16 protein-coding genes are annotated in these 15,584 nt (G+C 71.7%); 9 read left to right on the forward strand and 7 right to left on the reverse strand.

What is annotated here, in order from left to right; all coding sequences use genetic code 11:
• Positions 1-9: 9 nt before the first annotated feature.
• Complete coding sequence (locus ND450_RS17865) at positions 10-645, reverse strand: maleylpyruvate isomerase N-terminal domain-containing protein (RefSeq protein ID WP_253327219.1); 636 nt, start codon at positions 643-645, stop codon at positions 10-12.
• A 20-nt stretch (positions 646-665) separates the two neighbouring features.
• Entirely contained in the window at positions 666-1,574 is a 909-nt protein-coding gene (locus ND450_RS17870; RefSeq protein ID WP_253327220.1) for an alpha/beta hydrolase, read from the reverse strand.
• A 102-nt stretch (positions 1,575-1,676) separates the two neighbouring features.
• On the opposite strand from ND450_RS17870, the gene ND450_RS17875 reads away from it, so the two are divergent.
• A complete protein-coding gene (locus tag ND450_RS17875) occupies positions 1,677-2,084 on the forward strand; it encodes a MarR family winged helix-turn-helix transcriptional regulator (RefSeq protein ID WP_253327221.1) in 408 nt (135 codons plus the stop codon).
• On the opposite strand, the gene ND450_RS17880 is transcribed toward ND450_RS17875, so the two are convergent.
• A complete protein-coding gene (locus tag ND450_RS17880) occupies positions 2,085-3,434 on the reverse strand; it encodes a replication-associated recombination protein A (protein WP_253327222.1) in 1,350 nt (449 codons plus the stop codon).
• Between the two features lie 37 nt (positions 3,435-3,471).
• Here ND450_RS17880 and ND450_RS17885 point away from each other — a divergent pair, with 37 nt between their 5' ends.
• From ND450_RS17885 to ND450_RS17910, 6 genes are all read left to right on the forward strand, one after another.
• The gene (locus ND450_RS17885; protein WP_245786655.1) at positions 3,472-4,050 is read left to right on the forward strand and encodes a uridine kinase; all 579 of its coding nucleotides are present in this window, start codon (positions 3,472-3,474) and stop codon (positions 4,048-4,050) included.
• Positions 4,051-4,120: 70 nt separating this feature from the next.
• Positions 4,121-5,131, forward strand: coding sequence for a YciC family protein (locus ND450_RS17890; RefSeq protein ID WP_253327223.1), 1,011 nt, complete (start codon positions 4,121-4,123; stop codon positions 5,129-5,131).
• Positions 5,118-5,717 (forward strand): DUF4129 domain-containing protein, encoded by a 600-nt coding sequence (locus ND450_RS17895; protein WP_253327224.1) that lies wholly within the window; start codon positions 5,118-5,120, stop codon positions 5,715-5,717. The genes ND450_RS17890 and ND450_RS17895 overlap by 14 nt, the downstream gene beginning before the upstream one ends.
• Positions 5,714-6,745 carry a DUF4350 domain-containing protein gene (locus ND450_RS17900; RefSeq protein ID WP_253327225.1) on the forward strand — a complete coding sequence of 344 codons (1,032 nt, stop codon included), beginning with the start codon at positions 5,714-5,716 and terminating at the stop codon, positions 6,743-6,745. The genes ND450_RS17895 and ND450_RS17900 overlap by 4 nt, the downstream gene beginning before the upstream one ends.
• On the forward strand, positions 6,742-7,704 hold the full coding sequence (locus ND450_RS17905) for a MoxR family ATPase (protein WP_253327226.1): 963 nt from the start codon (positions 6,742-6,744) through the stop codon (positions 7,702-7,704). The genes ND450_RS17900 and ND450_RS17905 overlap by 4 nt, the downstream gene beginning before the upstream one ends.
• A gap of 1 nt (position 7,705) precedes the next feature.
• Positions 7,706-8,995, forward strand: coding sequence for a DUF58 domain-containing protein (locus ND450_RS17910; protein ID WP_253327227.1), 1,290 nt, complete (start codon positions 7,706-7,708; stop codon positions 8,993-8,995).
• Here ND450_RS17910 and ND450_RS17915 read toward each other — a convergent pair.
• Entirely contained in the window at positions 8,992-9,999 is a 1,008-nt protein-coding gene (locus tag ND450_RS17915) for a stage II sporulation protein M (RefSeq protein WP_253327228.1), read from the reverse strand. The genes ND450_RS17910 and ND450_RS17915 overlap by 4 nt on opposite strands.
• Positions 10,000-10,018: 19 nt before the next feature.
• Here ND450_RS17915 and ND450_RS17920 point away from each other — a divergent pair, with 19 nt between their 5' ends.
• Positions 10,019-10,762, forward strand: coding sequence for an RDD family protein (locus tag ND450_RS17920; protein ID WP_253327229.1), 744 nt, complete (start codon positions 10,019-10,021; stop codon positions 10,760-10,762).
• Between the two features lie 2 nt (positions 10,763-10,764).
• Here the strand turns inward: ND450_RS17920 and ND450_RS17925 are convergent, their stop codons facing one another.
• A complete protein-coding gene (locus ND450_RS17925; protein ID WP_253327230.1) occupies positions 10,765-13,470 on the reverse strand; it encodes a BTAD domain-containing putative transcriptional regulator in 2,706 nt (901 codons plus the stop codon).
• Positions 13,471-13,590: 120 nt separating this feature from the next.
• Here ND450_RS17925 and ND450_RS17930 point away from each other — a divergent pair, with 120 nt between their 5' ends.
• Entirely contained in the window at positions 13,591-14,175 is a 585-nt protein-coding gene (locus ND450_RS17930) for a hypothetical protein (RefSeq protein WP_253327231.1), read from the forward strand.
• A gap of 45 nt (positions 14,176-14,220) precedes the next feature.
• Here ND450_RS17930 and ND450_RS17935 read toward each other — a convergent pair whose 3' ends face one another.
• Together ND450_RS17935 and ND450_RS17940 are read right to left on the reverse strand one after the other, a co-directional pair.
• Positions 14,221-15,117 carry a phosphotransferase gene (locus ND450_RS17935; RefSeq protein ID WP_253327232.1) on the reverse strand — a complete coding sequence of 299 codons (897 nt, stop codon included), beginning with the start codon at positions 15,115-15,117 and terminating at the stop codon, positions 14,221-14,223.
• Positions 15,117-15,533, reverse strand: coding sequence for a nuclear transport factor 2 family protein (locus ND450_RS17940; RefSeq protein WP_253327233.1), 417 nt, complete (start codon positions 15,531-15,533; stop codon positions 15,117-15,119). Before ND450_RS17940 ends, ND450_RS17935 begins: the two co-directional genes overlap by 1 nt.
• Positions 15,534-15,584 lie beyond the last annotated feature (51 nt).

A 15,584-nucleotide genomic window follows, 5' to 3' on the forward strand; every position in this document is an offset into this window, starting at 1 on the left:
GCCACACCGCTAGAAAGCGGTGATGTCCCGCGGTGCGCGTTCCTTGCGGCTGAGCGCGCGCACCAGGTCGATCCCGCTGCGTCGGTTGAGCGCCATGCGGGTCAGCAGGTCGAGGACGGTCTCGTGGACGCGGCGCGGGAACTCGGGCGTCTCGACGCCGACGCTCACCGCGAGGTCGTCGGAGTGCACGACGAACTCCATCAGCCGGCTCACCAGGTACTCGTCCAGCGCCACCGCCCACGGTCCCCAGTGCGGCATGCGCACCCCGCGGTTCTCCAGGCCGGGCAACGACTTCTCGAGCTCCAGCAGCGCCTGCTCGAACCGTTCGCACAGGTCGCCGTGGCCTCCGGAGGCCAGCTTCTCGCCGCCCGCGCGGATGCGGGTGTGGAACTCCGAGTCGAGGTCGAGATCCGTCCACTTGGCCCGCTCGTAGTGCTCCATCAGCGGAACGACCGGCTCGTCACCCGGAGCCGCCTGGATCATCGACGGGAGCGGCAGCGCCTGGTAGGCGAGGTGGCCGGCGAGGCCGCTGACCCCGAACTCCGGCAGGGCGCTCGGCTGGTCCCACTTCGCTGCGACCTGCTCGTGGCGCAGGAGGCCGAGGGCTGTGTGAGCGGTGGTCAGGAAGTCTTCTCTGATCGTCACCACGCCGAAGCTACGCGGCTCTACAGGTGCTCGGAGTAGAAAGCGGCGAGCCGGTCCACCGCGGCGTCCACGTACTCGGGCACGTCGTACATCTCGTAGTGCCCCGCACCCTCGACGACCATGAGGTCGGCGGGGTTCGGTGCCGCCTCCCACAGCCGCATTCCCGCCTCGTAGCTGCCGGTGTTGCCACGGCGGCCGGCCAGGACCACCTGCAGCGGCTGGGTGAGGAGCGGGTCGACCAGGTGGAACGGGTCGTAGCCGAGCAGCAGCGCGTCACCGCGCGCCAGGCGGCGGTTCGTCGAGTGCTCGCTGCGGCCGCGGTCGGTGCGGTAGAAGGTGATCGCCTGGGTGGTGTCGAGGTCGGTCAGCCCCGCGGCCTCCGCGTCGGACAGCGTGTCGGGCAGCCAGTTCAGGCGGGTCAGCTCACCGGTGCGGTTCTCCTCGGTGCGCGCCGCCGCCATGGCGTCGAGCGCGGCCACCGGGCCGTCCGGCTGGAACCCGCGGAACGACGCGCCCATGTCGCCGGGGACGACGGTGCCGACGGCCTTGATGCGGTGGTCGGTGCGGGCGGTGTGCACGGCGTAACCGCCGCCGGCGCAGATGCCGAGGACACCGATGCGTTCCGGGTCGACGCCGGGAAGGGTGCTCAGCGCGTCGATCGCGTACGAGATGTCCTCGCCGCGGCGGTACGGGTCTTCGAGGTCACGCGGTTCGCCCCCGCTGCGGCCCTGGTGGGAGGGGTCGAAGACGAGGGCCGTGATCCCCCTGGCGGCGAGGCGCGACGCGTAGTTCGCGCCGATCTGCTCCTTGACGCTGCTGCCGGGGGTGGAGAGCACGACCGCCCGCGGCGGCGCGGACTCGTCGTCGGGCACGTGCAGGTCTGCCGCGAGCTCGATCGGCCCGCGCGGGATCGTCAGGTGGCGGAGCACAGGGCGACCCTCCTCCCGTATCGTTCGGACATAGCCAAGTTCAACAACACCAAAAGTACGTAACTGAACTAGTTCCGAACTGTACCACTTCGGGAGGGACCCATGCCCGTCGACGCCGCTGAGCTGTGGACGCTGAACCACCGTCTGCTGACCGTCGTGCTGGACGCCTGCACGGCGGAGCTGACCGCGCTCGGCCTGGACCCGAAGGAGTTCTTCGTGCTCGCCGAGGCACCGGCCTCGCCCTACCCGGCCGAGCTCGCCGCCAAGCTGGTGATCCCCAAGGCGAGCATGACGGTCTACGTGCGCAACCTCGTCGCGAAGGGGTTCATGCGGCGCGAGATCGACGACGCGGACCTGCGGCGCCACCGCCTCGTGCTCACCGCCGAGGGCGCGGACGCGCGGACCCGTGCTCTCACGGCGCTCTCGGCGGAGTTCGACCGCAGGCTGGCGAAGATCGCCCCGCGCGACCGCACCGAACTGGAGCGGATCCTGCGCGAGCTGCTCGCCTGATCACTCGCCCCGGATCACCCTGCGCAGGCGTGGCAGCCGTTCCGCGACGGCGCGCTCGTTGCCGCGCCCGGTCGGCTCGTAGTAGTCGCGGCCCACCAGGTCGTCCGGCGCGTACTGCTGCGTGAGCACGCCCTCCGGCACGTCGTGCGGGTAGCGGTAGCCCTGCGCGTTGCCGAGCTTCGCCGCGCCCGCGTAGTGGCCGTCGCGCAGATGGGCGGGCACGGAACCGATGGCGCCCTTGCGGACGTCCTCGATCGCCGCGTAGATCGCGGTGGTGACGGCGTTCGACTTCGGCGCCGTGGCGAGGTGGATGGTGGCCTGCGCGAGGTTCAGCGCGCACTCGGGCAACCCGATGAGCTGCACGGCCTGAGCCGCCGCCACGCACGTCTGCAGCGCCGTCGGGTCGGCCATGCCGACGTCCTCGCTGGCGTGGATGACGAGCCGCCGCGCGATGAACCGCGGGTCCTCGCCCGCCTCGATCATCCGGGCGAGGTAGTGCAGGGCCGCGTCGACGTCCGAGCCGCGGATCGACTTGATGAACGCCGACGTCACGTCGTAGTGCTGGTCGCCGTCGCGGTCGTAGCGCACCGCCGCCTTGTCCACGGTGGACTCCAGCAGCGGAAGCGTGATGACACCGCCGTTCGAGGCCAGCGCCGAGTCGGCCGCGGCTTCGAGCGCCGTCAACGACCGGCGCGCGTCCCCGCCCGCCAGGCGGATCAGGTGGTCCTCGGCGTCGGGTTCGAGCGTCACGGACCCGCCGAGACCGCGTTCGTCGGACACCGCGCGCTGGATCACCGACCGCACGCCGTCGTCGGTCAACGACTTGAGCTGCAACACGAGAGAGCGCGACAGCAACGGCGACACGACGCTGAAGAACGGGTTCTCCGTGGTCGCCGCCACGAGCAGCACGATCCGGTCCTCGACCGCACCCAGCAGCGCGTCCTGCTGCGTCTTGGAGAAGCGGTGCACCTCGTCGATGAACAGCACGGTCGACTCGCCGGACCGGACCAGGCGGCGCCGGGCCTCGTCGATGACCGCGCGCACCTCCTTGACGCCCGCCGACAGCGCGCTCAAGGCCACGAACCGGCGGCCGGTCGCCTTCGACACCAGCGTCGCGAGGGTCGTCTTGCCGGTGCCGGGAGGCCCGTAGAGCATCACGGACGCCGGCGTGGCGCCCTCGACCAGCCGCCGCAGCGGCGCACCCGGTCCGAGCAGGTGGTCCTGGCCGACGACCTCGTCCAGCGTGGCCGGACGCATCCGCACGGCCAGCGGCGCGTTGGCCGCGATCCGTTCGGCCTTCTCCTCCTCGGTGGCGCCGAACAGGCCCTCGTCGAACAGACCTTCGCTCATGCGTTCGAGCCTAGGTCATGTGGGAGGATCGCGTTCCGTGCCCATCCCCCGTGCCGTGCTGCTCGCCGGACCCTCCGGCTCCGGCAAGTCGACTCTCGCCGCCCACCTCGGCTGGCCCGTGCTCCGCCTGGACGACTTCTACCGCGACGGCGACGACCCGCTGCTGCCCCGCGACGAGCACGGCAGGGCCGACTGGGACGACATCGGTTCGTGGAACGCGGACAAGGCGTTGCAGGCGATCATCGAGCTCTCGAACACCGGACGGGTCGAGGCGCCGGTCTACTCGATCAGCGAGGACCGCGCGGTCGGCACGCAGGTGATCGAGCTCGGCGACGCGCCCGCGTTCATCGCGGAGGGCCTGTTCGCGGACCTGCTGGTCCAGGGCGCGCGGGAGGCCGGGGTGCTGCGGGACGCGATCGTGCTCGCGCCCAGTCCGCCCGTGACGTTCGTGCGCCGGTTCGCCCGGGACGTGGCCGAGGCCCGCAAGCCGGTGCCGACGCTCGTCCGGCGCGGTCTGCGGCTCATGCGCGAGCAGCCGCAGGTGGTCAGGAGGTGCGTCAGCGCGGGCATGCGGCGCACGACACCGGCCAAGGCGCGGACCGAGCTCGTTTCGTGATCGTGTTGCCCGGTGGCGGTGGGGCTGATCTGGCAAGATGCCGCTCACACCACGACCGGGGGTAGCCGAGATGTCCGAAACGCCCGGCTGGTCGTCACCCGACCAGCCCCAGAACCAGCCGCAGCAGCCCGGCCAGCCGCAGTACGGCCAGCAGCCGGGGCCGCAGTACGGCTACAACGCCCCGCCGCCGCCCGGAGCGCAGCCGACGATCAAGCCCGGTGTGATCCCGCTGCGCCCGCTCGCGGTCGGGGAGATCGTCGACGGCGCCATCACGACGATGCGCCGCTACCCGAAGCTGATCATCGGCGCGGCCGCCGTGGTCGCCGCGATCACGCAGATCGTCGGCCTGCTGGCGCAGCTGCCGTTCCTCGACGACCTCACCGCGGTCGCGACGCTCGACCCGAACACGGTGACGCAGGAACAGGCGATCGACCAGCTCACGGACACGTTGGTCGGCATCTTCACCGGCGCGTTCCTGAGCATCCTGCTGCTGCTCATCGGCACGGTGTTCCTGTCGGGCTTCATCACGGTCATCGTGGGTCACGCCGTGCTGGGCAAGCCGGTGACGTTCCAGCAGGCGTGGGAGGAGTTCAAGCCGCGGCTGCTGCCGTTGCTCGGCGCGACGCTGCTCTCCGGTCTCGTGATCACCATCGGCTTCGTCCTCTGCATCGTGCCCGGCGTCTGGCTGTGGGTGCTGTTCGCCCTGGTCACGCCCGCGCTGGTGCTGGAGCGCTGCGGTGTCACGGCCGCGTTCGGCCGCTCGAAGAAGCTCGTGGACGGCGCCTGGTGGCGGACGTTCGGCATCCTGCTGCTCACCGTCGTGATCGGCTGGGTGATCAGCTGGATCATCAGCCTCCCGTTCGGCCTGCTGGGCGCGGCGACGACCGGATTCTCGGCCGACCCGACGGCGGCGCTGAGCATCGGTTCGCTGGTCCTGTCGACGATCGGCGCGATCATCGCCTCGACGATCACGCTGCCGTTCAGCTCCGCGGTGACCGTGCTGGTCTACGTCGACCGCCGGATGCGCTCCGAGGGCATGGACATCGAACTCCAGCGGGCCGCAGGGCATGGCGGTCTCTGACGTACCGGTAGATCTCGGCCGCGACGAGGCGAGGGAGGCGGCCGTCCGGGAGCTCAGCGACCCGGCGTACGTCTCCGACGACCCGAACCCGCTGGAACGCGCCATCGACTGGGTGCTCACCCGCCTCGGCGAACTCTTCGCCGGGGCGGGTGGCATGAGCGGCATCACCGCTGTGACGGTCGTCGTGGCCGTCGTGGTGCTGATCGTCATCATCTTCAGGCTCCGTGTCGGACGCACGGGCCGTGCGCTGCGCTCGGGCGACAAGGTGTTCGGCACCACCGTCATGACCGCGGCGGAACACCGCGCAGCCGCCGAGAAGGCCGCGGCGGCGGGCGACTTCGCCGAGGCCGTGCGCGAACGCTTCCGCGCGGTGGTGCGCGAACTGGAGCACCGCGGCGTGCTCGACGCGCGGGCCGGGCGCACCGTGGACGAGGTGGCCTTCGAGGCCGGGCGGGCGCTTCCGGTGCTCGCCGACGACCTGCGCGGAGCGGCGGTGCAGTTCGACGACGTCTGGTACGGCGGCAGGCCCGCGACGGCGGAGGGGTACCGGCAGCTGGTGTCCGTGGACGGCAAGGTGCGCGGATGACGGCGGTCTCCCCCGACGCCCGGCGGATCTGGACGGCCGCGCGCGGCCCGCTGCTGATCGGCGTGGTGGTCCTCTTCGCGGCGATCGTGATCACGTTGCTGCGCGGCAGCGGTGAGGGCGGCGCGCTCGACCCCCGCTCGTTCCGGCCGGAGGGCAGCCACGCGCTCGCCGACCTGCTGGAGCAGAACGGCGTGCGCGTCGAGCTCACGGACGACGCGTTCTCCGTGGAGGGCGCGACGCTGTTCGTGCCGCAGCCGAACCTGATCGAACCGGAGCGCCTCGCGGACCTGAGCCGCCGGGCCGCCGCGACGGTGCTCCTCGCGCCCGCCACGGGGGTGGCGCGGGTGGAGCCCGAGACCCGTCAGCCGGGCTGCCCGCTGGCCGACAGGGCCGGCGCGGCGACCATGGGCGGGTTCGTCTACGAGGGCGAACAGCGTTGCTACGACTCGACTTTGGTGCGCACCGGCAGCGTCACGACGCTCGGGTACGGCGGCATCTTCACCAACCGCGACATCGACTCCGAGGGCAACGCGGCGCTCGCGTTGTCGTTGCTGGGCCAGCACGAACGGCTGGTCTGGTACGTGCCGTCGGCGGCGGACAGGGCGCAGCAGAAGTCGCTGACGGACCTGATCCCGGACGGCTGGAAGTTCGCCGCGCTGCAACTCGGGATCGCGGCCGTGGTGATCGCGCTGTGGCGGGCGCGCAGGCTCGGCCGCGTGGTGCCCGAACCGCTCCCGGTCGTCGTGCGCGCCGCCGAGACCGTGGAGGGCAGGGCCCGGCTGTACCGCCGGTCGCACGCGGCCTCGCACGCCGCCGCGGTGCTGCGGCAGGCGACCCGGGACCGGCTGGCGCCGCTGCTGGGGGTGCCTCCGGGCGACGACCCGTCGGAGGAGATCGCCCGCCGGACCTCGCGTTCCGCCACTTCGGTGCGGGCGCTGCTGTACGACGACGGGCCGGTGGACGACCGGGGGCTGGTCGCGCTGGCCGCTGAACTGGACGCTGTGGAGAACGAGGTGCGCAAGGGATGACGGCAGTGGTCACCACCGAGGAAGCCCGCACGGCGCTGGTGGCGTTGCGCGCGGAGATCGGCAAGGCCGTGGTGGGCAACGATGCCGCCGTGACGTCGCTGATCCTCGCGTTGCTGTGCAAGGGACACGTGCTCTTGGAGGGTGTTCCGGGCGTCGCGAAGACGTTGCTCGTGCGTGCTCTTGCGCGCGCGTTGGACCTGTCGACGACGCGCGTGCAGTTCACGCCGGACCTGATGCCCGGCGACCTGACGGGGTCGCTGGTCTACGACTCGCACAACGCGGCGTTCTCGTTCCGCGAGGGCCCGGTCTTCACGAACCTGCTGCTGGCCGACGAGATCAACCGGACGCCGCCGAAGACGCAGGCCGCGTTGCTGGAGGCGATGGAGGAACGGCAGGTCTCCGCGGACGGCAAGACCCGGCCGCTGCCGTCGCCGTTCATCGTCGTGGCGACGCAGAACCCGGTGGAGTACGAGGGCACCTACCCGTTGCCCGAGGCGCAGCTCGACCGGTTCCTGCTGAAGGTGACGATGCCGGTTCCGGCGCGGGAGCACGAGATCGACGTCCTGACCCGGCACGCGTCCGGGTTCGACCCGCGTGACCTCTCCGGGTTGTCCGCGGTCGCGGGGGCTGAACACCTCGATGCCGGTGCGGCCGCCGTGCGCGCGTTGACCGTGGCTCCTGAGGTCATCGCGTACGTCGTCGACGTGTGCCGTGCGACTCGCCAGTCCCCTGCTGTGCGTCTGGGCGTTTCTCCGCGTGGCGCAACGGCTTTGCTGGCTGCCGCACGCGCGTGGGCGTGGCTCTCGGGCCGTGACTACGTGACGCCGGACGACGTGAAGTCGCTCGCACGGCCCGCGTTGCGGCACCGGCTGGAGCTGCGTCCGGAGGCCGAACTGGAGGGCGTGACGGCGGACGGCGTGCTGGACGGCGTGCTCGGCTCCGTTCAGGTGCCGCGCTGACGTGGCGCTCACGGGTCGCGCGGGGCTGCTCGCGCTCGTCGGCGTCCTCGTCGTCGGACTGCTCTTGCCGTCGTGGCAAGGGATTCTCGTCGTGTTCGCGGTGCTGCTCGCGTGTGTGGCCGTCGACTTGGGGTTGGCGGCTCCTGTCCGGCCGTTGACGTTTTCGCGCGGTGGGGCGACTTCCGTGCGGACGGGAGAGCCTTGTGCGGTGCAGCTGACCGTGCACAATCCCGGACGTCGGCTGCGTGGCGTTCTCCGGGACGGATGGGCGCCTTCGGCCGGTGTGGTGAACGACCGGGTTGCGGTCGACGTGCCCGCTGGCGGCTCGCGTGTGCTGTCGTTCGAGCTACGGCCAGTACGTCGTGGCGATCGCACGGCAGACCGTGTGACCGTGCGTTCCCACGGCCCGTTGGGCATTGCCGCACGGCAGGGCTCGCACGTCGTGCCGTGGACCGTGCGCGCGTTGCCGCCGTTCCACAGCAGGCGTCACCTTCCCCCTCTGCTGGAACGGCTGCGCGAACTGGACGGCCGCCGCGCGTCGTTGATCCGTGGCGCGGGCACGGAGTTCGACTCGCTGCGCGCGTACGTCATCGGTGACGACGTGCGGTCGATCGACTGGCGTGCGTCGGCCCGGTCGTCGGACGTCGTGGTGCGGACCTGGCGGCCGGAACGGGACCGGCAGGTGACGATCGTCGTCGACACGGCCCGGACCTCGGCGGCCCGCGTGGAGGGCGCGCTGGGTGGCCTGCCGCGCCTCGACACGTCGATGGACGCCGCGCTGTTGTTGTCCGCCTTGGCTTCGCAGGCCCGCGACCAGGTCGACTTCCTGGCGTTCAGCACCAAGGTGCGCGCCTCCGTGCCGCGAGCCGCGCTGCCCGCGCTGGTGCAGGCGATGGCGCCGCTGGAGGCCGAACTGGTCGAGTTCGACGCCCGCGCGGCCGTCGCCGAGGTCCTGCGCCGGTCCGGCCGCCGTTCCCTGGTGGTGGTGCTGACGTCGCTGGAGCCGTCGATCGAGCACGGCCTCCTGCCGCTGCTGCCGGCGTTGGCGTCCCGGCACCACCTGCTGATCGCCTCGGTGGCGGACCCGGCCGTGCACGCGATGGCGGCCGGACGGGGTGACCTGGAGGCCGTCTACTCGGCCGCCGCCGCAGAACGCACACTGGCCGAACGGCGCCGTCTCACGGCGTTGCTCGCACGGCACGGTGTCGACGTCGTGGACGCACTGCCCGACGAGCTGCCGCGCGCTCTCGCGGACCGCTATCTCTCGTTGAAGGCCGCGGGCAAGCTCTAGACGGAGACGGGCGCGACGTCCTCACGTTCGCTCGCGTCCACGTCACCCGTCTCGCCCTGCTGCGCGGCCCGCCGCCCGATCACGAAGACGTAGAGCAGGAACAGGACCTCGGCCACCACGCCGATGCCGACGCGCGCCCACGTGGGCAGGCCGGACGGCGTCACGAACCCCTCCAGCACACCGGACACGAGCAGCACCACGACCAGTCCGAGCGCCACCGCGACGACCGACCGCCCTTCGGCCGCGAGCGCCTGGGCCCGCGTGCGCTTGCCGGGGTCGATCACCTGCCAGCCCAGCCGCATGCCAATGCCCGCCGCGACGAACACGGCCGTGAGCTCCAACAACCCGTGCGGCGCCAACAGTCCGAGGAACAGCCCTCCACGCCCCGCGCCGAACATCAGCCCGATGCCGACGGCGACGTTCAGGGCGTTGGTGAAGAGCAGGTAGATCGGCGGGATCGCGAACAGCACGCCGAGCAACAGGCACGCGGCGGCGACCCAGGCGTTGTTCGTCCACACCTTCGCCGCGAACGACCCGGCCGGATCGCTGGAGTAGTAGGACTCGTACCCGCCGCCGGCCCTGGTCATCTCGCGCAGTTCCTCCGGCGCGGCGATGGACGCCTGCACGTCGGGGTTGGTGGCGATCCAGGCCGCGACGAGGCCGGTGACCAGGTAGAACGCGAGCCCGGCCGGCACCCACCAGCGCCAGCCGAGGTAGATCGCGGCGGGCAGCCGGTGCGTGAAGAACCGCGTGAAGGTGCGCCAGGCCGGCACGTGCGTGCCCGTGAGCACCGACCGCGCCCGCGCGACGAGCGACGACAGCCGTTCGACCGTGGCCGGGTCCGGGGTCTGGCTGCGCACGACCGACAGGTGCGTCGTCACCCGCTGGTAGAGCTCGATCAGCTCGTCGGCCTCGGCGCCGCTCAGCCGGCCGGACCGCTTGACCAGCGCCTCGAGCCGCTGCCACGACTCGCGGTGGCGCTCGATGAACACGTCCAGATCCACGATGGGTCACACTATCCGCGTGGGGGACCTAGTCACGGGTGAAGCGGTAGTTCTGGACCTGCGCGTCGCACAGCTCGCCAGCAGGGCGGTCGCGTTCGCGTTCGACGTGGCCGTGCAGTTCGGCCTGCTGGTGCTGGTGTTCGTGCTCGCACCGGTCGACATCGACGGCGCGCTGCAGTCGGCGCTCGCGATCTCGATCCTGATCGTCGTCATGATCGGCTACCCGACCGCCGTCGAGACGGCGACGCGAGGCCGTTCGCTGGGCAAGCTCGTCATGGGCCTGCGGGTGGTGCGTGACGACGGCGGCGCGATCCGCTTCCGCCACGCCCTGGTGCGCGCGCTCGGCGGCTTCATCGTCGACTTCTGGGTCCTCGGCCTGGCGGGCGCCATCGCCCTGTTCGTCTCCCTGTTCTCGCCGCGGGGCAAGCGGGTCGGCGACTACCTGGCGGGCACCGTCGTGATCCACACGCGCGTGCCGAAGCGCGAGGTGGAGCTCGCCACGATGCCGCCGCAGCTCGCCGAGTGGGCGTCCGGCCTCGACCTGTCGCAGCTGCCGGAGGAGCTGGTGCTGGCGGTGCGGCAGTACCTGAGCCGGTACCAGGAGCTGTCCGAGGCGGCCCGGTGGGACCTGGGGTCTCGGCTGTCGGACGACGTGGGGGTCGCTGTGAGGTCGCCCCGGTCCGAGTACACGGGTCCGCACGCGTACCTGTCGGCGGTGCTGGCCGAACGACGGCGGCGCGCGGCCGGCTCCCAGCCGATCTGACCTCATTCGCCGAGCTGTCGTCGCACCCGCTCGGCGTCGTGGTCACGCCCCTGCTCCCGGTACAGCCGCAGCGCCTCCCGCCATGCCGCGCGTGCCGATTCGTGCTGTCCGAGCGCGGCGTGGGGATGTCCGAGGCTGTCGAGGGTGTCCGCGACCATGTAGGCGTCCACGTGGGTGCGGTACAGGGTGAGGGCCTGGTGGTAGTGGACGAGGGCCTGACGGTGGTCACCGGTGCGGTGGGCGATGAACCCGAGGCTGTCCAGGGTGTCCGCCTCACCGTCGGGGTTGTGGTGGCGTCGATGCAGCACGAGGGCTGCTTGGCAGTGTTCGCGGGCGGTGTCGACATCGCCCAGGCGGGCGGCGTACCAGCCCACGGCGTTGAGCGCGTCGGCCTTCCACGCCGGCTGGTCGAGGTCCTGGTACAGGTCGAGGGCGTGCTGGGCGTGCTTCAGGGCGCGCCCCTCGTCTCCACGTCGTTCCCAGGCGATCGCGAGCACCCGGTGGGTGTGCGCCTGTTCGACGTCGTCGCCGTGGCGCAGGGACAACTCGAGCGCCTGTTCCAGGTTTGCGGTGGCTTCCTCGTGCAGACCCGACCGGCTGCAGGCGAAGCCGAGGAACCGGTGGGCGCGGCTGCGAGCGGCGGGGTCGGGAAGCTGCGTGGCTGCGTCCAGCGCGGCCCGCCACGTTGTGCGCGCGTCACGCACGTACCCCCGCCGGTAGTTGAAGGTCTCCTGGGCCCAGGCGAGGTGCCAGACGACCTGATGGCGGCCGGAGGCGGCCGCGGCCCGCTGGACGGCCAGCAGGGTGGTGTGCTCGGCCTCCAGCCATGCCATCGCCGCCGTGACGTCCGGCAGAGGATGTGGGCGCACGCCGGGTGCGGGCGGGTCGAGTCCCAGGGGCGGGCGCGCGGGGTTGAGCACGCAGTCGGCAGCGTGGGTGGTGTGCAGGTAGAAGTCCACCACCCGCACCAGGGCCGCCTCCCGCACGTCGCCGGGCAGGTCGTGGGCGGTGGTGGCGGCGTAGGCGCGAACCAGGTCGTGCATCGTGTACCGGCCGCCCGGACGGCGGCTCAGCAGGGACGCCTCCTCCAGCGCCGACGACGCTGTGCGTGCGCGGGCGGCGGTCGTACCGATGAGGGCGGCCACGGCGGGCAGGGTGATGTCGGGGCCGGGCGCGATGCCCAGCAGCGCGAACGTGGTGCGGTGTTCGCCGGTGAGTCGGCGCAGGGACCACGACAGCACGGTGGGCAGGCTCGCCGCGGGATCGGTGGCGTGGTCGAACATCCGCAGTCCAAGCTCCCGCAGTTCGGCGGCGACCTCGGCCAGCGGGCGGGTGCCGGCGTCGCGGGCGGCGATCGCCAGAGCGAGCGGGTGGTCCCCGCACAACTCGGCCAGCTCGTCGACGGTGCCGGGATCGGCGGCCCCGACGCGCGCGGCCAGCAGGGCGCGGGCCTCCTGCCGGGTGAGGACGTCCAGGGTCAGGTGGCGGGCGCCGTGCCGGTCGATCAGGGACGCCAGCCTGGTGCGGCTCGTGACGAGCACCGTGCAGGCCGGGCTGCCAGGCAGCAGCGGAACCACCTGCTCGGCGGTGGCCGCGTTGTCCAGGACGATCAACATCCGCCGGTCGGCGACCAGGCTCCGGTACAGCGCAGCCTGGGCGTCCAGGCCCGGCGGGATCCGGTCGGGCTCGACTCCCAGTGCGTCGAGGAACCCGCGCACCGCAGGTGCCGGGGGCATCGGCTCCGCCGCGGGGCTGAACCCGCGCAGGTCCACGAACAGCTGCCCGTCGGGGAACCGGTCCAGGTTGCGGTGCGACCACGCCAGCGCGAGCCACGTCTTGCCGATCCCGCCGACCCCGCCGATCGCCGAGATCAACACCGTACCGGGCGTCTCGTCCAGCAGCGCCAGTTCGGTCTCGCGGCCCGTGAGCGCTGGTGGCGCCGGCAGTTGCCTGGGCACGTCCGGTGTGACGCCGCAGACGAGAGCGGGGTCCGCGGTCAGGATCCGCCGGTGCAGGCCGGTCAGCTCCGGACCGGGATCGGTACCCACCTCGTCGGCCAGGCGCGCGCGGATGCTCTCGAACCGCAGGAGCGCCTCGGCCTGACGACCGCTGCGATACAGGGCGAGCATCAGCTGCCCGGCGACCCGCTCGTCCACCGGGTACGCCTCCGACCGCTCGGCCAGTTCGGCGCACAGGGCCTGATGCCTGCCTTGCGCGAGCGCCAGGTCCACGCGGTCGAGGTCGGCGGAGAACCGTTCCCGGGCCAGGCCTTCGCGGAGCGTGGCGAGCCACCACGTGTCCAGCCCCTCGAACGCCTCACCCCGCCACAGGCCCGCCGCCTCCACCAGCAAGGCCAGCGCCCGCGCGCCCGGCAGCCCGCGGGCCTGCTCCACGAGCCGGCGGAACCGGTGCAGGTCCACCAGTTCCGGATCGACCTCGAGGACGTATCCACCGCCCCGCCGCACGATCGCGACGTCGCCCGCCAACACCCGCCGCAACCGTGACACGTAGGTGCTCGCCACCCGCCGTGCCCTGTGCGGCAACCGGTCCGCCCACACGCGGTCCAGCAACTGCTCCACCGTCACCACACGATTGGCTTCGACCACCAGCACCGCGAACACACACCGATGCCGCGCGTGCCCCAGCTCGATCCGCCGGTCCTCGCGCCACGCCTCCACATCGCCCAGGACCCGAAGCTCCACCGCCATCACCCCCTTCCTGCATAGCGCTTCCGAGCAGGCAATTCCACGATCATTACGCGCCGGTGAAGCCCAGGTCCCCCACCCTCGGCGCCAGTGTTCGCAACACACCGTGAGAGGGGATCGATCATGATCAGGAGAAACATCTTCAGGCGGCTCGTCGTACCGCTGGTGGCCGGCGCGCTGGCGCTGGCGGCGTGGGGCACGGCCTCGGCCGCCGTCGACCAGACCGCGAGCACCGCCAACCGCAACGTCAGCAGGGTTCCCGCGTTCCTGGCGCAGGACGACCACCTGAGCGACGGCTGCTTCGGCACGACGCTGCCGATCGTCTGCGACGTCAGCGAACCGATCGTGAACCAGAAGGAGTTCACCTACAACTTCTCATTCCTGCCCGGCGACCACGTCCTCGTCAGCGGGGGTGGTTGCGTGCAGACCGGCGGGCACGGCGCAACCTGGAAGCGGTACGTCGACCCGGCGTCCGACAACGGGCTTTACCACGGTCTGATCACCATTCCCGGCGCGACGGGCACCCTCGACCGGCTGCTGGACGTGGTCGGCCGGCCGCTGGTGGTGCCCGGCAGGGGCCCCGTCAAGCTGGTGCTGGGCTACCAGGACGACAACTACAGCGACAACGGGTACTACTCGCACGACAACGGCACCGGTGATCAGTGCAAGAACTCCGTGAACGCGTTCGTGCACATCGTCGTCACCTGACGCCGACAGCGCCGGGGTGCGCCGGGAGGGGGCGCACCCCGACGTTCACGCGCCCGCGAGCCGGAGGCGTTCGGTCCCTTGGTCGCGCACAGCGTCACCTGACGGCGTCGGATCGCCGTGCAGCACCTCCCACCGTGCGTTGTGCAAGGCGGTCCACAGGCTCGCAGCCCACGCGACCTCCCTCTCCTCCACGGAGAAGGCACGCCCGCGAACCCGCTGATAGGCCTCGATGAACGCCGCCGAGCTCTCCACAGGCACCAGGCTCGGTGGCGAGGCGTTGGCGAACGCGCCGGAGGCCGCTCCCACGAGAGCGGCTTCCGGTTGCCACGCCAGGCTGTCCCAGTCGTGCACGGCCAGCACGTCGCCCTGCCACCGCAGGTTCTGCGCCTCGAAGTCGGCGTGGCCGAGCACGCACGGCAGCGAGGTGGCCAGCAACCGCTTGCGCACGCGGCGAGCGGCTGAGACGACGAACGGCGGCACCACACCCTGGTCCCGCGCGTCGAGGAAGTCGATGGCCGGCCACAGCCCCGGATCCGTGTGGTCCCAACGGGCCCAACGCGGAGCGGGCACCGGTGGTGGCACGGCGACGTCCTCCAGCAACGCCATGGACCACGCGAACACCTCCGCGTACCGGACCGCCACCGCAGGAGAGTTGCCCAGGAGCATCGAACCGCCGGGCAGCGCCTCCTCGGCGTGCACCGCCAGCCCGTCCACGACCACAACAGCCGTCAAAGGGCGAGGACAGGGAAATCCTCGCGCCGCGAGCGACGCCTGCGCCGCCAGGCAGGGGGCAGCGCGACCGTCGTCCTCACGGGCCTTGACGTAGACCTCGCGCCCGTCCGCCAGGCGCACGCCGAAGACCGAGGAGAGCGAGACGCGCTCGTAGAACACCTCGGCCACCGCGCTCCCCAGTTCGGCGGAGCACCAGGCGGACAGGTCCATCAGACTCCCAGCAACTCGGTGAGCAGCAACGGGTTCATGTAGTCGTCGTAACGGACGATCTCGCCGTCGCGCAAGTGGATGATCGCGACGGCGGTGAACGTGTAGTAGTCCTGCTTGACCTTCGACCAGCCGCGGTGGGTGATCTCGGCTACGGCGACGGCCGGGTCGTTGGTGCGCCAGCACTGCGCTTCGACGCTCTGCACCTCGATCCTGTCCCGGACGGAGGCGCCGCGGACCTTGCCGAAGTAGGCGCGGATCTCCTCGCGGCCCTGGATCTCCGCCGGTTGGTGGTGCGTCGGGAAGCGGTAGGCCATCACGCCGTCCTCGGAAAAGAGGTCGGCGAACTGGCCGTGCGTCTGCTCGCCCGCCACCATGCGGCGGACGTGGTCGACGATCTGTTCGGGTGTGCGTGTCATGTCGTGCCCCCAACGTAGAATCGGAACGGTGACCCCGGTTAGGACGATACG

This window comes from Lentzea sp. HUAS12 (assembly GCF_024125735.1).
Taxonomy (GTDB): Bacteria; Actinomycetota; Actinomycetes; order Mycobacteriales; family Pseudonocardiaceae; genus Lentzea; species Lentzea albida.